A 16,193-nucleotide genomic window follows, 5' to 3' on the forward strand; every position below is an offset into this window, starting at 1 on the left:
CAACCGAATTGATCACAGGGCGGTCGGCGGGCCGTACGCCCCGGTGCGCGCGGAGCGAGAGGTGTGCACGCCGTCCAGCAGGGCCGCGTACGCGGCGATCATCCGGGTGCGGCTGAACCGCTCGCGGCTGCGCTCCAGGGCGGGCGTCAGCTCCGCGCGGCCCGCGGCCGCGGCCGTCCAGGCCAGGGCGATCGCGCCGGGGTCCGGCGGGGTGACGAACCCGTGCCCGGCGACGATCGACGCGCTGTCGCCGATGTCGGTGGCGACCGGGACGGCGCCGCACATCATGCCCTCGATCAGGCACAGGGGGGCCGCCTCGCCGGAGACGGAGGTGAGGGCGACGACGTCGGCGGCGGCGTACACGGCCTCCATGTCGTGCCGGACACCGAGCAGGTGCACCCGGTCGGCGAGTTCCCGCTCCCCGGCGAAGGCGCCCGCCAGGTCCGCCCGGAGCCCCGGGTTGTCCGCGGCCATCCCGGCCCCGCACATCACCACGTGCCCGCCGCCCTCGCGGCCCAGCCAGGCACGGGCCGCCCGCAGGAAGAGGGGGACGTTCTTCATCGGGGCGTAGCGGGCCGCGAGAACGACCACGGGGGCGCCGGCGGGGATGCCCCGCGCGGTGCGGAAGGCGAGCCTGGCCGCCGGGTCCGGCCGGAACCGGAGCAGGTCCACCCCGTTGGGGATCACGTGCAGCAGCTCGCGCGGGACGCCCGCGGCCCGGTACGCGGCCCGGGTGGACTCGGCGCAGCACACGCACGCCACCACCGTGCCGTCGGCGATGGCGGCCTTCAGCTCGTCCAGGGCCGGGCCCTGGTTCTCGGGATCGGAGCGGTGCAGGCAGACCACGACCGGGCGGCGGGGCAGCCCGCGCTGGTTCAGCAGCGCCAGCGGCTGCTCCTTGAGGGCGAGGACGACGTCCGCCGCCGCCGTCACCCGAGCGGTTTCGGCCAGCTCCGGGCCGCTGAAAACGTTCGCCGCGAGGGCGCCGTCGACCAGCCCGGCGGTGCGGCCGAGCGAGGTGACACCCACCCCGGCGGCCGTCAGCGCCCGGTAGCAGTGGTCGTCCTCCATCCGCTGCCGGGTGGCCTCGCGGTGGACCTCGCCATGGATGCTGAGTACCTGGTGGGACTGGCCGCCCTCGGCCAGTCCCCGTACGACGTCGCTGTGGACGATCCGGGCCCCTCCGGAGAAGAAGCCCTCGTAGACCGACAGCACACGCAGTCCGTGCTCTGCGCGCACACGACCACCCGCCTTGTACAGATCGAGCCAAACCCGTGAACAGCGGGTTAGCCGATATGAGGCGGTACGGACATTGCGTCCCGGTTAACGCACAATGACACGAATGGAACGTCGGCTAACAGAATTCCTTTTCGATCACCGCGTCCATGTCGCCCGTCCAGTCCCCGTTGAAATTCAGCGCGAGGGAATGCCGGCCGTCGGCCGTCGTCACCGCCGAGGAGGCGGAGCCGTGGATGCCGCCGTCATGGCCCCACACGTGAACGCCGCAGGTCAGCGTGCGGTCCATGAGCCCGAGACCGTAGCCCGCGTTCGGCACTCCCTCGATCTTCACCGTGGTCTTCATTTCCTTCAGCTGCCGGGGCGGGAGCAGTTTTCCGCGGAGCAGCGCGGAGTAGAAGCGGTCGAGATCCGCGGAATTCGAGATCATCTCGCCCGCCGAGGAGGCGAGGGAGGGGTTGAGGGTCGTGACGTCGTACGTCGGGCCCGTCGCCGTCTCGGCCAGTTTGGAGTAGGCCCGGCTGCTGGGCCGCGGGACGGTGACCCTCGTACCGGGCACGGAGGTGGCCCGCAGGTGCAGCGGGTCGAGGACGCGGCGCCGGATCTCGGTGGCGTACGGCCGGCCCGTCACCTTCTCGATCACCATGCCGGCCACGACGTAGTTGGTGTTGGAGTAGTTCCACGAGGCGCCCGGCGCGAAGTCCGGTGCGTGCTTCATGGCGATCGCCACCAGCTCGCGCGGGGTGAGGGTGTCGTAGCGGTGCCGGAAGAAGCCGTCCTTGAGGAAGTACCTGCGGCCGAAGTCCTCGTCGGAGGTGTAGCTGTAGATACCGCTGGTGTGGTTGAGGAGCTGCCGGACGGTGATGCGGCGCCCGTCGTGGCCGTGGCCGCGCACCAGCCCGGGCAGCCAGGTGTCGACCTTGTCGTCCAGGGAGAGCCGGCCCTCCGCCTCCAGCTGGAGCAGGACCGTCGCGACGAAGGTCTTGGTGATGCTGCCGACGCGGTAGCGGTCGGCCGTGGAGCGGGGCGCGCCCGTGCGGAGGTCGCCGACGCCCGCCGTGGTGGACCAGGTGCCGTGGCCGTCCACGGCGGTGGCGGTCACGCCGGGCACGCCCGCCTCGACCGCCGCCCGGACGGCCTCGCGGGTGCCGGTGTGGCCGTGTCCGCCGGTGGCGGGCCCGGCCGCCAGGGCGGCGGGGGCCGCCAGGGCGGCCGTGGCGAGCAGGGCGGTGGCGCCCACCAGAGTCGTGCGTACGCGCATGTCTTCCCCCAACCTGAGGTGTGCGGTGCGGTCGGGGGAAGGGACCCGGGGGTGTTGCGCGAAGGTTGCCTCGATGTGGACCGGTTGAGTGACTTTCAGCCCTTTTTCAGCACGAGCTCGGTGTTCCGGTCGGCCGCGCTGCCCGCGAGGGTCTTCTTGGCGCCGGGGGCGTTGTAGGACAGCTCGCGGTAGAGGGCGGCGAGGCCGGTCTGGGAGAGGTCGGCGTAGTCGGTGCGGTGCGGGGCGGCGGACTCGATCAGGGTGGTGAACAGGGAGACCGTGCCGTCCTTGTTGTCGACCAGCTCGATGACCCGGGCGAGCTGGGGGTAGTCGACGTGGGAGGCGGTGGAGATCTCCCAGAAGGAGCGGCCGCCGGAGGCCTTGTGCGGGGTGATGACGTTCTTGTGGATGTGCCCGTTCACCCAGGCGAGCACGTTCGTGTGGGCCGTCAGGACCGCGAGCACGTCGGCACCCTCGTGCCGCTTCTCCCCCGGGCGGGCCGGGTCGGGGCGGGTGTTGGTCATCGTCTTGCTGGTGTGGTGGCTGAAGACGACGGCGTAGGAGTCCTTGTTGTCCTTCAGCGTCCGCTCCAGCCACTTCAGCTGGGCGGTGCCGATGGAGCCCTCGTAGTGACCGCCGGCGTCGGTGGTGTCGAGGCTGATGCCGATGACGTCGTCGGAGATGCGGAAGGCGTAGTACTGGGTGCCCGCGTCCAGGTTCGCCGAGGAGTAGCCGTGCCCGACGGGGCCGACGCCCTGGTGGGCCGGGTCCAGGTGGGCCTTGAGGTAGTCGGCCTGGGTGTACGGGGCCCGCTTCTCGTCCGGGGTGACCGAGCGCATGGAGCGGGTGTGGGCCTTGAGGAAGTCCCGGTAGCCGCTGCCCTTGGGGTCCGTGGCCTGCTTGACGGCGTCCTGGAGCTTCTTGGCCTCGGCGGGGGTGGCGGTCATCAGCTTCTTGCCGCCGATGGCCGCCTCGGCGAGGTAGCCGTCGCCGTGAGAGCCGTAGCAGCCGAGCGGGAGCATGTCGTGGTTGCCGACGGTGGAGTACCACGGCAGCTTCAGGCCGGGGCTCTTCACCTCGCGGATCGCCGCGGCCAGGAAGCCCTTGAGGTGAGGGAAGCCGACCGCCTTGTCGTTGTCGCGGGTGGTGGAGTCCGGCTGCCAGTACAGCTTCAGGCCGCTGTTGTGCACGCCCTCGTAGTGCTTGGGATCACCGGAGTTGGGGGTGATGCGGCCACCGCTCATCACCTTCATGAACCACTCCAGTTCGGAGTGGGCGTTGTTGTCGGTGTTGTCGCCGGTGGTCATGACGAAGTGGAGCGGGGCGCCGGTCACGGGGGCGCCGCGCAGCGCGTTGACCCGCTCGACCAGCGAGATCGCGCCGGGCACGGTGAGCGCCTCGTGCGGGCGCCAGGCGTGCGGGTCGTAGGCGCGCAGGTACTCCAGCCGCAGCGGGTGCTGGACGTCCATCAGGTGCAGGTCGGTGAACTGCACGAAGGCGGCGAGGGCCTTACGGCGGCCGGCGCGGCCGGACTTGGGCGTGGCCAGCTCGCTGCGCACGACCCGCTTCCAGCCGGGCCCGTCGCCGAGACGGCGGTAGCCGGAACTGTTCCGCGGGGCGGCGACGGAGGCGACGGTGGTGCCCTTGGTGTAGGGGGCGAGTGGAGCCGCGGCGGCGGCCTGCCGGGAGTGGGCGACGGGCGCCTCCGCCGCGGAGGCCGCGGTGGCGGCCTCGCTGTCGGTGGGGCGCAGGGCGTAGCCGACGCCCGCGGAGAGCGAGACCGCTCCGGCGGCGGCAAGGACGGTACGGCGGTTGACCCCCGAAGCGGAGGTGGCGACAGAGCGTATGCGCGACATGGCGCGATCTCCCCGAGTGCGAACGCGTCGGCAGTGGTCGCGGGCCGTCGCTGGCGCGAACGCCCCGCTCGCTCTGGATGGTTGGCAGCGGGGATGACCTGCGCGTGAACGCGGCGGCAACGCGCAGCGCCGATCACCGTACGTGGATCTCGGGCGGGGAGTGCGGTCATGGACTGGATCGCGGGCGGCCGGGGACCGGTCACGCCCCGTTCATCTACCGGGGTAGGGGACGGTCCCCGGGCGGCAGATGGCCGGGGGCGGGACGTTCGCGCCAGAGCCGCAGCGCCACGTCGACCAGACGGATCCGGGTGAGTCCGGGTACCGCGTCCAGGTCCTGCCAGGCGGCGAAGTCGGTCGATCCGCCGATCTCGTGCCGGAGTTCACCGCCGGTGACCGTTCCCTCGTAGAGGACGCGCACGCCCTGGTGGTCGGTGCGGCGGCGCAGGCGGCCGCCGCGGAAGACGTGGCGGGAGGAGTCGATGCCGAGGAGACCGGTCACCTCGATGCGGTAGCCGGTCTCCTCGGCGACCTCGCGGCGGACGGTGTCGTACGGATCCTCGCCGTGCTCCGTGCCGCCGCCGGGCAGCACCCATTCGGGCGTGCCGTCGGGCCCCGGTGAGCGGGCGAGCAGGATCTGTCCGTCGCGGACGCACACGGCGTAGGCCGCCACCCTCAACTTCCGTCTCATTCCCCGACGTTACCGGTCGGGGTTGGCCGGTGAGTACTCCGGTGCGGACCAGCGCAGGGGCACGGCGGCGGGAGTGCGCACGACTTCGGTCACGGTGAAGCGGACCGTCCGCCCGCCCGCGTCGGAGAACTCGGTGCGGGCCTCGCCGGTGAGCTGGAGGGTGGTGCCCGTCTCCCAGTCGAGGAAGAGCAGCCCCGCGCGCGGGTCGGCGCGCAGGTTCCCGAGGGTCAGGAACATGGCGTTGCCCGGGTAGTCCGGCCAGCTCAGCTCGTCCGGCGAGGCCACACGGACGAAGCCGGGATTGCCGCCGCGATGGCTGGCGTCGGCGCCGGCCGGGTGCACGGTGGCCACGAAGAAGGTGTCGGCACCCCGGACGCACTCCATGCCGGCCCGGTCCAGCCGCCCGCTCCGCCGGGCGGGACCCGGCGTGCGTGCGCCGGTCACCTCGTACGACTCCCTGCGCTGGATGTACTTCGGGCAGTTCGCGAACACCTGGTCGGCCTCGACGGCGAAGCCGCGGGCGGTGGGCCGCAGCCTGCCGTTCAGACGCATGCGGCGGCGGGTGCGCGGATCGAGGGCGATGGTGCCGACGGGCGCGCCCGGGGTGGTGAGGGCCGTCGCGAGAGGGTCGGTCGGGGGTGGCCCTCCCGCGACGGACATCTGCCGGGACCCGGTGGCCCGGACGAACCCCGGAGTGCCCACGACCGGGGAGGCCCACACCCGGCCGGTCGCGGGATCCGCGGCGCCGACGACCAGCAGGGGCTGGAGTTCCAGGAAGGCCGCGGCGACGGGCTTGATGCCCTGGCCCAGGGAGCGGCCCACGTGCTCGGCGCGCTCCCGCACGCCCAGCTGCCGCTGCACGGCGAGCGAGCCCGCGCGATAGCCACCCATGACTAGAAGAAACCGCAGGTCGGAGCGGATCCGTGCGGGGCGGGGGCGTCCTCGGCGCCGTGCGGTACGGAGATCTCCAGGCGGGTGCCGTCCGGGTCGTGGAAGAAGATCCCGCCCGAGGCCGAGCCCTCCCGGTGGGCGACCACGCCCTCGTGGGCGAAGTCCACGCCGGCGGCCCTGAGGGCCGTCTCGTACTCCCGGACCCGGTCGACCGAGTCCGCGGCGAGGGCGAGGTGGTGCAGCCCGGCCCGGCCGCCCTCGTACGGCGCCCGCGCCTGCTGCCAGAGGGTGAGGACGGGCTGGTCGCCGCCGTCGCCCAGGAAGGCGTACCGCCGGTCGTCCTCCTTGCCCTCGGCGAGCAGGGCGAAGCCGAGGACGTCCCGGTAGAAGGCGAGCGAGCGGTCGAGGTCGGTGACGTTCAGGCCGATGTGCGCGGTGCGCAGGGTCATGACTCTCCCCTTCGAGGTTTCTAACCGTCGTAAACAACATTAGACAGTTAGGCCCAGCCGGGTCAACCGGTCACGTACGCTTGACCGGTTAGCAGAGAAGGAGAGCCCCATGTCCACCGCCCGCGACCCCCGCCCGCTCACCGGCGAGCCCCTCGCGCTCGACCTGCTCAACACCCGGTGGAACAAGGAGGGCGCCACCCAGGACCTGCTCGCCGCTCCCGACGGTCTCGCGGTGTGGCTCGCGAGCAACGGGCTGGCCGGAAACCACCCTGCCGACACCGCCGTACTGGACCACCTCCGCGAGGCCCGGGAGGCACTGCGGGCCGCGGTGGACGGCCCTGCGGAACAGGCGGCTCCGCTCGTGGACGCCGTGCTGGGACACGGGCGCATCCGCGCCCGGCTGACCGCCGGCGGCCCGGCCGAGGAGCCCGAGTTCGCCGACCCGTCGTGGGGGCCGGCCTGGCTCGCCGCCCGGAACTACCTGGACCTGCTGACCCGCGCCCCCGACCGGATCCGCGTCTGCGCCGGCGGCGGCTGCGTCCTGCACTTCTTCGACACATCCCGCAACGGCACCCGCCGCTGGTGCTCGATGGCGGCGTGCGGCAACCGGGCGAAGGCCTCCCGGCATTACGCGCGTTCGAAGGAGAACTGAGCAAATACCGGACCATCAGGGCCGGATACGCTCAAATCCCATCGGGGGTTTTCCCCATACATGCATATCGATTCGGTCAACGGGTCCCCAAATCATTGCCCTTCGGTAAAGCTGAGCGCTCTCGTCCGCTCGTTCCTTTACCTGAGGGATGCCGATGACCCACACGCCCGAGCGTGATCCCATATCCGGTCCCAGACGCCTGGCCCGCATAGCCGTGGCCGTGGGTGTGGTGGCCGCTCTCTCCGCGGCCGGGCCGGTCCCCCTGGCCCTCGCCGCGGACACGCCGCCCGCCCCGGCCGCGGACCCGGTCAAGTCCGGGCACGACAAGCTCGGTTCGGACGACGCCGACGTGCTCGCGGAGGCCAAGGCCGCCGGCGACAAGAACGTCACGATGATGATCGCGACGGCCCCGGGACAGACCGAGCAGGTCGCCGAGAAGCTCGACGCGGTCAAGGGCGGCTCGGTGGGCCGCAGCTACGACAAGGTCGGCTACGTCCGCGCGACCGTCCCCACCGCCAAGGCCGACGCGGCCATCAAGGCCGCGGCGGGACTCTCCTCGGTGCACGCCATCGACCTCAAGCAGGAGATCCCGCTCGACGACCCCGCGCCGAGCGGGGACACCGCCGGCAAGTCCGGCGCCGCCAAGGGCACCTACTCCGGACCGGGCAGGAACACCCCGGCGGAGAACCCGTACAACCCGTCCTTCGAGACCGGTGCCGTCGACTTCGTCCAGGACCACCCGAAGGCGGACGGCCGCGGGGTCACCATCGGCATCCTCGACTCCGGTGTCGACCTCGGCCACCCGGCGCTGCAGAAGACCACCACCGGCGAGCGCAAGATCGTCGACTGGGTCACCGCGACCGACCCGATCCTGGACGGCGACGGCACCTGGCGCCGGATGACCAACCCGGTCAGCGGCCCGTCGTTCTCGTACGGCGGCGCCGACTGGAAGGCGCCCGCGGGCGACTACCAGGTCAACCTGTTCCGTGAGTCCGCGACGGCCGGAGGGGACGCCGCGGGCGACGCGAACCGGGACGGCGACACCACCGACGTCTGGGGCGTCCTCTACGACCCGGCCGGCGGCACCGTCCGCGTCGACCTGAACAACAACTTCGACTTCACCGACGACACGCCGATGAAGCCGTACAAGGACGGCTACCAGATCGGTTACTTCGGCACCGACGACCCGAAGACCGACGTCGTCGAGCGGCAGCCGTTCGTCGTGCAGATCCGCAAGGACGTGCCCACCGACCCGTACGGCGGCGACTGGGTCGGCAAGAAGGCCGACTTCGTCAACATCGGCGTCATCGAGTCCGAGCACGGCACCCACGTCGCCGGCATCACCTCCGCCAACGGCCTGTTCGGCGGCAGGATGAACGGCGCGGCCCCCGGCGCGAAGATCGTCTCCTCACGTGCCTGCACCTGGAGCGGCGGCTGCACCAACGTCGCCCTCACCGAGGGCATGATCGACCTCGTCGCCAACCGCGGCGTCGACATCGTCAACATGTCGATCGGCGGCCTGCCGGCGCTCAACGACGGCAACAACGCGCGCGCCGAGCTGTACACCCGGCTCATCGACACCTACGGCGTCCAGCTGGTGATCTCCGCGGGCAACTCCGGGCCCGGCGCGAACACCATCGGGGACCCCGGCCTCGCGGACAAGGTGATCTCCGTCGGCGCCACCATCTCCAAGGAGACCTGGGCCGCCAACTACGGCTCGGCCGTGGAGACCCGGTACGCGATGATGCCGTTCTCCTCGCGCGGCCCGCGTGAGGACGGCGGCTTCACCCCGACCCTGAGCGCGCCCGGCGCCGCCATCAACACCACCCAGACCTGGCTGCCGGGCTCCCCGGTCGCCGAGGCGGGCTACTCGCTGCCGGCCGGCTACTCGATGCTTCAGGGCACCTCGATGGCCTCCCCGCAGGCCGCCGGCGCCTCCGCGCTGCTGCTGAGCGCCGCGAAGCAGAAGCACATCGACCTCACCCCGGCCGTCCTGCGCACGGCGCTGACCTCGACCGCCGACCACATCAAGGGTGTGCAGGCGTACGAGGAGGGCGCCGGCCTGATCAACATCGTGGACGCGTGGGACGCCATCCGTGACGACGCCACCGCCCACGACTACACGGTCAAGGCCCCGGTCGACACGGCGATCGACTACGCCCTGAAGACGCCGGGCTTCGGCACCGGCCTCTACGACCGCGAGGGCGGCCTGAAGGCGGGCCAGAAGAAGACGTACGACGTCACCGTCACCCGCACCTCCGGCCCGGACAAGGCCGTCCGGCACGAGCTGCACTTCGAGAACAACGCCGGGCACACCTTCCGGATCCTCGGCGACGACGTCGTGAAGCTGCCGCTGAACCAGCCGGTGACCGTCAAGGTCCAGGCCGCCCCGGGCTCCGCGGGCATCAAGAGCGCGATCCTGGAGGTCGACGACCCGCGCACGGAGGGCGTCGACAAGCAGATCCTCACCACCGTCGTGGTCGCCTCCCCGGTGGACTTCACCTGGTCGGCGTCGGGTTCGGTGCAGCGCAACGCCACCCGGTCGTACTTCGTGAACGTGCCCGAGGGCGCCAAGTCGCTGGAGGTCGCGATCGGCGGGCTCAAGGACAAGAGCCAGACCCGGTTCATCGCCATCCACCCGTACGGCGTCCCGTCCGACAACACCTCGACGCCCTACTGCTACAACAACTACCTGGACGGCAACGGCTGCAAGCCCGACGTGCGCGCGTACGCCGACCCGCAGCCCGGCGTCTGGGAGGTCGAGGTCGAGGCCCGGCGTACGTCCCCGCTGCTCGACAACCCCTTCCGGCTGGACGTCTCCGTCCTCGGCGCGGCCTTCGACCCGGAGACCGTGACCGTCCCCGAGGCCAAGGTCGGCACCCCGACCGCCGCCTCCTGGAAGGTGACCAACAAGTACGCCGCGCTCGACGGCAAGCTGGTCGGCGGCCCGCTCGGCTCCGCCAAGTCGGCCCGTCCGGCCATCAAGCAGGGCGAGACGCAGACCACCACGGTGGCGGTCCCGGCCGGCGCCAAGTCCCTGGACGTGGCGATCGGCGGCGTCTCCGACACTGCCGCCGACCTGGACCTGACGGTCTACGACGCGAGCGGCAAGCAGGTCGCGCAGTCCGCGGACGGCGACTCGGAGGAGGCGGTCTCCGTACCGTCCCCGGCCGCCGGCACGTACACCATCCAGGTCGTGGGCTACTCGGTCCCGTCCGGCTCCACGGACTACGACTACCGGGACGTGTTCTTCTCCTCCTCGCTCGGTTCCGTCACGGTCGACGGCTCGGCCCCGGTCAAGCTCGGCACCGGTGACTCGGCCACGGTGACCGGCCAGGTCACGGCCGCCGCCGAGGCCCCGGCCGGCCGCGAGTTCTTCGGCCGGGTCCAGCTGGTGAACGCCCGCGGCACGGTCGCGGGCAGCGGCAGCGTGAAGATCGAGAAGGTCACGCCGTAACGGAGTGACGCGCACGGCGGGGGCGGGTGTCCGACCGGACACCCGCCCCTTCCGTATGTGGCGCACCGGCCGCACCGGGGCCGGATGTCCGGCCGACCGCCACGCAGGGGCTCACGACCCGCCTTCCGGGGTGCAGGCCGTGTGCCGGGAACCGGGCAGGGCCCGGACGATCCAGGCGCGGTCGGCGGCCACCCGGGCGTCACCCACCGACCACAGACTCGCGCGCTCCTCGCCGCGGGCGACCCGCACGAGCACGTGCTGTCCGGTGCGGGGCGCCGGTTCCGCGGTGCCGTCGAGCAGGAAACCGACCTCGGCCGGGCCGTGCGCGGGCCGGTAGGAGCGGGTCACGGTCAGCGTGACCCGGCTCCACGAGGAGCCCTGCCGCCGCTGCACCTTCACCACCGTGCCCTCGACCACCAGCCGGGAGCAGGCCAGCTCGCGCTCCGGATCCGCCGGGCGCCCGGCGGCCTCCGGAGTCACCGCCTTCCCCCCGGCGTCGGCGGCGCTCTTCGCGTCCCCGCCGCTGTCGTCCGCGCCGAGGCCCGCCCGCGTGACCAGCCAGCCGAAGCCGACGACCAGCGAGCAGGCCGCGGCACCGGCGAGCGTGCCGAGCGCGATGCGCAGCGCACGGCGGGGGCCGGACGGACGGCCCGGACGCGGGGGCCGGGACGGCCCTGCGGGACGCGTGACGCTCCGCGGCCGTCCACCCGCCGGGCGTCCGGCCGCGGTCGGCGAGGGCGCCGGGCCCTCCGTCGGCGCCGGCGACTCCGGGGACCGGTCCTCGCGCCCCCCGGTCAGGGGTTCCTCGGTCAGCGCCCGGGCCAGCCGGTCCAGGTGCTCCCTCAGCAGCGACACGTCGGCCTCGGCCGCCCGGTGCTCGGCCAGGAAGGCGGGGTCCCGTCGGGCGTCCGCCGGCAGGGGGTCGCCGGTGATCGCCGCCATCAGGGCGTCCATGCCGCCGTACTCCCCGGCACTCTCCGCGCCCCGCGCACTGTCGTGTCCGGCGGTCACGTCACACCACCTCGTCGTCGTGCAGCCGCTCGCGCAGCGCGCGGACCGCCGTGTGCAGCCTGCTCTTGACCGTGCCCTCGGGGATGCCCAGCTCCTCGGCTATGCCCCGCACCGGCAGGTCGGCGAAGAAGCGCAGGACGACCACCTGCCGCTGCGCGGCGGGCAGTTCGTCCAGGCCCCGGGCGACGGCGAGGGAGAGCAGGCTGGTCTCCTCGCCGGAGGGGTGCGCGGGCTCGTGCAGCGCGGCCAGCCGCTCCCCCAGCCGTTCCCGGCGCCGCTTGGCCCGGTGCCAGTCCATGGCGAGGTTGGAGGCGACCACCGCCGCCCACGCCGACACGTCCCGCGGTGCCTCGCGGCCGCTCGCCGTCCGCTCCAGCAGCCGCAGCCGTACCTGCTGCACCCCGTCCGGCAGGTCCGACTGCGGCACCCCGCCCAGCGCGAGCACCGCCCGCACCCGGCGTTCCTGGGCCGCGTCCAGCGGATCGTCACCGGCACGTTCCGCACCGGCGTACGCCCCCTGGTCGCGGCGCGCCCCTCCGCGCAGCACAAGCCACCCCCTCACGCGTTTGCCCCTACGACGCCGCAGCCGGGCGGAACGTTCGGGCGCGCCCGGGATTTCCCCGCCGCCCGCAGAGGTGTACGTCACACCTCCGTGTGGCCGGAACCCGGACGGGCAGGAACCGCACAGCACAGCTTCCGGCGCGGACGGCTTGATGAGCGAATTTCTCCAGCTCAGCGGGGTGTCCGACGGAGTTGTGGAACCGTCCGCCGGGTGCCCGTGTCCCATTCTTCGGGCACGCGGCGCAAAGAATTGGACAGGTGGACCGGGGTCGGCCGCATGATGGAAAAGCCCCGGTCATGCGAGAGACACAAAGAGGGAGACGCTGTGAGGGTCGGAATCGTCGGAGCCACCGGTCAGGTCGGCACGGTCATGCGCAGGATCCTCGTGGAGCGGAACTTCCCGGTCACGGAGCTGCGCCTGTTCGCCTCGGCCCGCTCGGCCGGGACGGTGCTGGACGGCGTGACGGTGGAGGACGCGACGACCGCCGACTACACCGGCCTCGACATCGTGATCTTCTCCGCGGGCGGCGCGACCTCCCGGGCGCTGGCCGAGAAGGTGGCCTCGCAGGGTGCCGTCGTGATCGACAACTCCTCCGCCTGGCGCAAGGACCCCGAGGTCCCGCTGGTCGTCTCCGAGGTGAACCCGCACGCGATCGCCGACCGCCCCAAGGGCATCATCGCCAACCCGAACTGCACCACCATGGCCGCCATGCCGGTTCTGAAGGTGCTGCACGAGGAGGCCGGCCTGGAGGCGCTGATCGTCGCCACGTACCAGGCGGTGTCCGGTTCCGGTCTCGCGGGCGTGGCCGAACTGCACGGCCAGGTGCAGAAGGTCGCCGCCGAGGCCGACAAGCTGACCCACGACGGCGCGGCGGTCGACTTCCCCGAGCCGCAGGTCTACAAGCGCGCCATCGCCTTCAACGTCCTCCCGCTCGCGGGCAGCATCGTCGACGACGGTCTGAACGAGACCGACGAGGAGCAGAAGCTGCGCAACGAGTCCCGCAAGATCCTGGAGATCCCCGACCTGAAGGTCTCCGGCACCTGCGTGCGCGTCCCGGTCTTCTCCGGCCACTCCCTCCAGGTCAACGCCCGTTTCGCCCGCCCGATCCCCCCCGAGCGCGCGACCGAGCTGCTCGCGAAGGCCCCCGGCGTCGCCCTCTCCGAGATCCCGACCCCGCTGCAGGCGGCCGGCCAGGACCCCGCGTACGTCGGCCGGATCCGCCGCGACGAGACGGTGGACAACGGCCTCGCGCTGTTCATCTCCAACGACAACCTCCGCAAGGGCGCCGCGCTGAACGCGGTGCAGATCGCGGAGCTGGTGGCGGCGGAGCTGTCCGCGAAGAAGTAGGGCGCGCACGGCGTGTGCGGGAAGGGGCGGTCACGGCGACGTGACCGCCCCTTCCCCGTTCCCCGGCCCCGCCCGCACCGCCACACCCACCGCCACACCCACCGGCGGGAACCGGACATCGCCTTACCCCTCGATCGCATGGAAGGATGGCGCAACCGACACATAACGAGGAGATGACCGCGTGCCTGGCACAAACCTGACTCGCGAAGAGGCACAGCAGCGGGCCGAGCTGCTGACCGTTGACTCGTACGAGATCGATCTCGACCTCTCCGGCGCGCAGGAGGGCGGTACCTACCGGTCCGTGACCACGGTGCGCTTCGACGTCGCCGGGGACGGCGCGGAGTCGTTCATCGACCTGGTGGCCCCGACCGTCCACGAGGTGGTCCTCAACGGCGACCAGCTGGATCCCGCCGAGGTCTTCGCCGACTCGCGGATCGCCCTGCCGGGGCTGCTCAAGGGACGCAACGTCCTGCGGGTCGTCGCCGACTGCGCCTACACCAACACCGGTGAGGGCCTGCACCGCTTCGTCGACCCGGTCGACGAGCAGGCCTACCTGTACACCCAGTTCGAGGTCCCGGACGCCCGCCGCGTCTTCGCCTCCTTCGAGCAGCCCGACCTGAAGGCCACCTTCCAGTTCACGGTGAAGGCACCGACTGGCTGGACGGTCATTTCGAACTCGCCCACGCCGGAGCCCAAGGACGACGTCTGGGCCTTCGAGCCGACGCCCCGGATCTCCTCGTACATCACGGCCCTCATCGTCGGCCCCTACCACTCGGTGCACAGCGTGTACGAGAAGGACGGGCAGTCCGTGCCGCTCGGCATCTACTGCCGGCCCTCGCTCGCCGAGTTCCTCGACTCGGACGCGATCTTCGAGGTCACCCGGCAGGGCTTCGACTGGTTCCAGGAGAAGTTCGACTACGCGTACCCGTTCGCCAAGTACGACCAGCTGTTCGTGCCGGAGTTCAACGCGGGCGCGATGGAGAACGCGGGCGCCGTCACCATCCGCGACCAGTACGTCTTCCGGTCCAAGGTGACCGACGCGGCGTACGAGGTGCGGGCGGAGACCATCCTGCACGAGCTGGCCCACATGTGGTTCGGCGACCTGGTCACCATGGAGTGGTGGAACGACCTGTGGCTGAACGAGTCGTTCGCCACCTACACCTCCATCGCCTGCCAGGCCGCCGCGCCGGGCTCCCGCTGGCCGCACTCGTGGACCACGTTCGCCAACTCGATGAAGACCTGGGCGTACCGGCAGGACCAGCTGCCGTCCACGCACCCGATCATGGCGGACATCCGCGACCTGGACGACGTGCTCGTCAACTTCGACGGCATCACCTACGCCAAGGGCGCGAGCGTGCTGAAGCAGCTCGTCGCGTACGTCGGCGAGGACGAGTTCTTCCGGGGCGTGCAGGCCTACTTCAAGCGGCACGCCTTCGGCAACACGCGTCTGTCGGACCTGCTGGGCGCCCTGGAGGAGACCTCGGGGCGTGACCTGAAGACCTGGTCGAAGAAGTGGCTGGAGACCGCCGGCATCAACATCCTGCGGCCCGAGATCGCCACCGACGCCGACGGTGTCATCACCTCCTTCGCCGTCCGCCAGGAGGCCCCGGCCCTGCCGGCCGGTGCCAAGGGCGAGCCGACCCTGCGGCCGCACCGCATCGCAATCGGCCTGTACGACCTGGACGCCGCGAGCGGCAAGCTGGTGCGCACCGAGCGGATCGAGCTGGACGTCGACGGCGAACTGACCGCCGTACCGCAGCTGGGCGGCAGGCCCCGTCCGGCGGTCGTCCTGCTCAACGACGACGACCTGTCCTATGCCAAGGTCCGCCTGGACGAGGAGTCGCTGAGGACCGTCACCGAGCACCTCGGCGACTTCGAGGCGTCCCTGCCGCGCGCGCTGTGCTGGGCGTCGGCCTGGGACATGACGCGGGACGCCGAGCTGGCCGCCCGCGACTACCTCTCCCTCGTCCTGTCGGGCATCGGCAAGGAGTCCGACATCGGCGTCGTGCAGTCGCTGCACCGCCAGGTCAAGCTGGCGATCGACCTGTACGCCGACCCGGCCGCCCGCGAGGCGCTGCTGGCCCGCTGGACCGACGCCACGCTGGCCCACCTGCGGGCGGCCGAGCCGGCCGGCGACCACCAGCTGGCCTGGGCCCGGGCGTTCGCGGCGACCGCGCGCACCCCGGAGCAGCTGGACCTGCTGGAGGCCCTGCTGGACGGCACGCAGACCGTCGAGGGGCTGGCCGTGGACACCGAGCTGCGCTGGGCGTTCGTGCAGCGGCTCGCGGCGGTCGGCCGGTTCGACGAGGCCGAGATCGCCAACGAGTACGAGCGGGACCGCACCGCCGCCGGTGAGCGGCACGCGGCCACCGCCCGCGCGGCCCGGCCCACCGCCGAGGCCAAGGCGGAGGCGTGGGCGTCGGTCGTCGAGTCCGACAAGCTGCCCAACGCCGTGCAGGAGGCCGTGATCGGCGGCTTCGTGCAGACCGACCAGCGCGAGCTGCTGGCGGACTACACGGACAGGTACTTCGAGATCCTCAAGGGCGTGTGGGACTCCCGGTCCCACGAGATCGCCCAGCAGATCGCGATCGGTCTGTACCCGTCGGTGCAGGTGTCCGAGGAGATCCTGGCGAAGACGGACTCCTGGCTGGCCGCGGCCGAGCCGAGCGCGGCCCTGCGCCGCCTCGTCTCGGAGTCCCGTGCGGGCGTCGAGCGCGCGCTGCGGGCCCAGGCGGCGGACGCCGCGGCCGCCGCGTAACCGCCGGACCACGACGAAAGGGCGC

General features: G+C 72.1%; 12 protein-coding genes. 4 read left to right on the forward strand and 8 right to left on the reverse strand.

Annotated features, from left to right (window positions below; genetic code table 11):
- Positions 1–12: 12 nt before the first annotated feature.
- The 6 genes from ACF08B_RS20240 to ACF08B_RS20265 form a co-directional block, all read right to left on the reverse strand.
- Positions 13–1,215: a glycosyltransferase gene (locus ACF08B_RS20240; protein WP_392318906.1), complete on the reverse strand. Its 1,203-nt coding sequence runs from the start codon at positions 1,213–1,215 to the stop codon at positions 13–15.
- Positions 1,216–1,354: 139 nt separating this feature from the next.
- A complete protein-coding gene (locus ACF08B_RS20245) occupies positions 1,355–2,497 on the reverse strand; it encodes a serine hydrolase domain-containing protein (protein WP_392318609.1) in 1,143 nt (380 codons plus the stop codon).
- 95 nt (positions 2,498–2,592) lie between these two features.
- Positions 2,593–4,353 carry a TIGR03767 family metallophosphoesterase gene (locus tag ACF08B_RS20250; RefSeq protein WP_392318610.1) on the reverse strand — a complete coding sequence of 587 codons (1,761 nt, stop codon included), beginning with the start codon at positions 4,351–4,353 and terminating at the stop codon, positions 2,593–2,595.
- A gap of 214 nt (positions 4,354–4,567) precedes the next feature.
- Positions 4,568–5,041, reverse strand: a complete 474-nt coding sequence (locus tag ACF08B_RS20255; RefSeq protein WP_260148360.1) for an NUDIX hydrolase — start codon at positions 5,039–5,041, stop codon at positions 4,568–4,570.
- Positions 5,042–5,050: 9 nt separating this feature from the next.
- Positions 5,051–5,932 (reverse strand): pyridoxamine 5'-phosphate oxidase family protein, encoded by an 882-nt coding sequence (locus ACF08B_RS20260; protein WP_392318611.1) that lies wholly within the window; start codon positions 5,930–5,932, stop codon positions 5,051–5,053.
- A 2-nt stretch (positions 5,933–5,934) separates the two neighbouring features.
- Positions 5,935–6,381 (reverse strand): VOC family protein, encoded by a 447-nt coding sequence (locus tag ACF08B_RS20265; protein WP_392318612.1) that lies wholly within the window; start codon positions 6,379–6,381, stop codon positions 5,935–5,937.
- Between the two features lie 109 nt (positions 6,382–6,490).
- On the opposite strand from ACF08B_RS20265, the gene ACF08B_RS20270 reads away from it, so the two are divergent.
- Both ACF08B_RS20270 and ACF08B_RS20275 read left to right on the forward strand, forming a co-directional pair.
- The gene (locus ACF08B_RS20270; RefSeq protein WP_392318613.1) at positions 6,491–7,033 is read left to right on the forward strand and encodes a CGNR zinc finger domain-containing protein; all 543 of its coding nucleotides are present in this window, start codon (positions 6,491–6,493) and stop codon (positions 7,031–7,033) included.
- A gap of 154 nt (positions 7,034–7,187) precedes the next feature.
- Positions 7,188–10,490, forward strand: a complete 3,303-nt coding sequence (locus ACF08B_RS20275) for a S8 family serine peptidase (protein ID WP_392318614.1) — start codon at positions 7,188–7,190, stop codon at positions 10,488–10,490.
- A gap of 111 nt (positions 10,491–10,601) precedes the next feature.
- On the opposite strand, the gene ACF08B_RS20280 is transcribed toward ACF08B_RS20275, so the two are convergent.
- Together ACF08B_RS20280 and ACF08B_RS20285 are read right to left on the reverse strand one after the other, a co-directional pair.
- On the reverse strand, positions 10,602–11,501 hold the full coding sequence (locus tag ACF08B_RS20280) for a hypothetical protein (RefSeq protein WP_392318615.1): 900 nt from the start codon (positions 11,499–11,501) through the stop codon (positions 10,602–10,604).
- 1 nt (position 11,502) lies between these two features.
- A complete protein-coding gene (locus ACF08B_RS20285; RefSeq protein ID WP_093477622.1) occupies positions 11,503–12,048 on the reverse strand; it encodes a sigma-70 family RNA polymerase sigma factor in 546 nt (181 codons plus the stop codon).
- 339 nt (positions 12,049–12,387) lie between these two features.
- On the opposite strand from ACF08B_RS20285, the gene ACF08B_RS20290 reads away from it, so the two are divergent.
- The gene (locus ACF08B_RS20290; protein WP_392318616.1) at positions 12,388–13,410 is read left to right on the forward strand and encodes an aspartate-semialdehyde dehydrogenase; all 1,023 of its coding nucleotides are present in this window, start codon (positions 12,388–12,390) and stop codon (positions 13,408–13,410) included.
- A 181-nt stretch (positions 13,411–13,591) separates the two neighbouring features.
- The gene (gene pepN / locus ACF08B_RS20295) at positions 13,592–16,168 is read left to right on the forward strand and encodes an aminopeptidase N (protein ID WP_392318617.1); all 2,577 of its coding nucleotides are present in this window, start codon (positions 13,592–13,594) and stop codon (positions 16,166–16,168) included.
- Positions 16,169–16,193 lie beyond the last annotated feature (25 nt).

This window comes from Streptomyces sp. NPDC015139 (genome assembly GCF_043079785.1).
GTDB lineage: Bacteria > Actinomycetota > Actinomycetes > Streptomycetales > Streptomycetaceae > Streptomyces > Streptomyces albidocamelliae.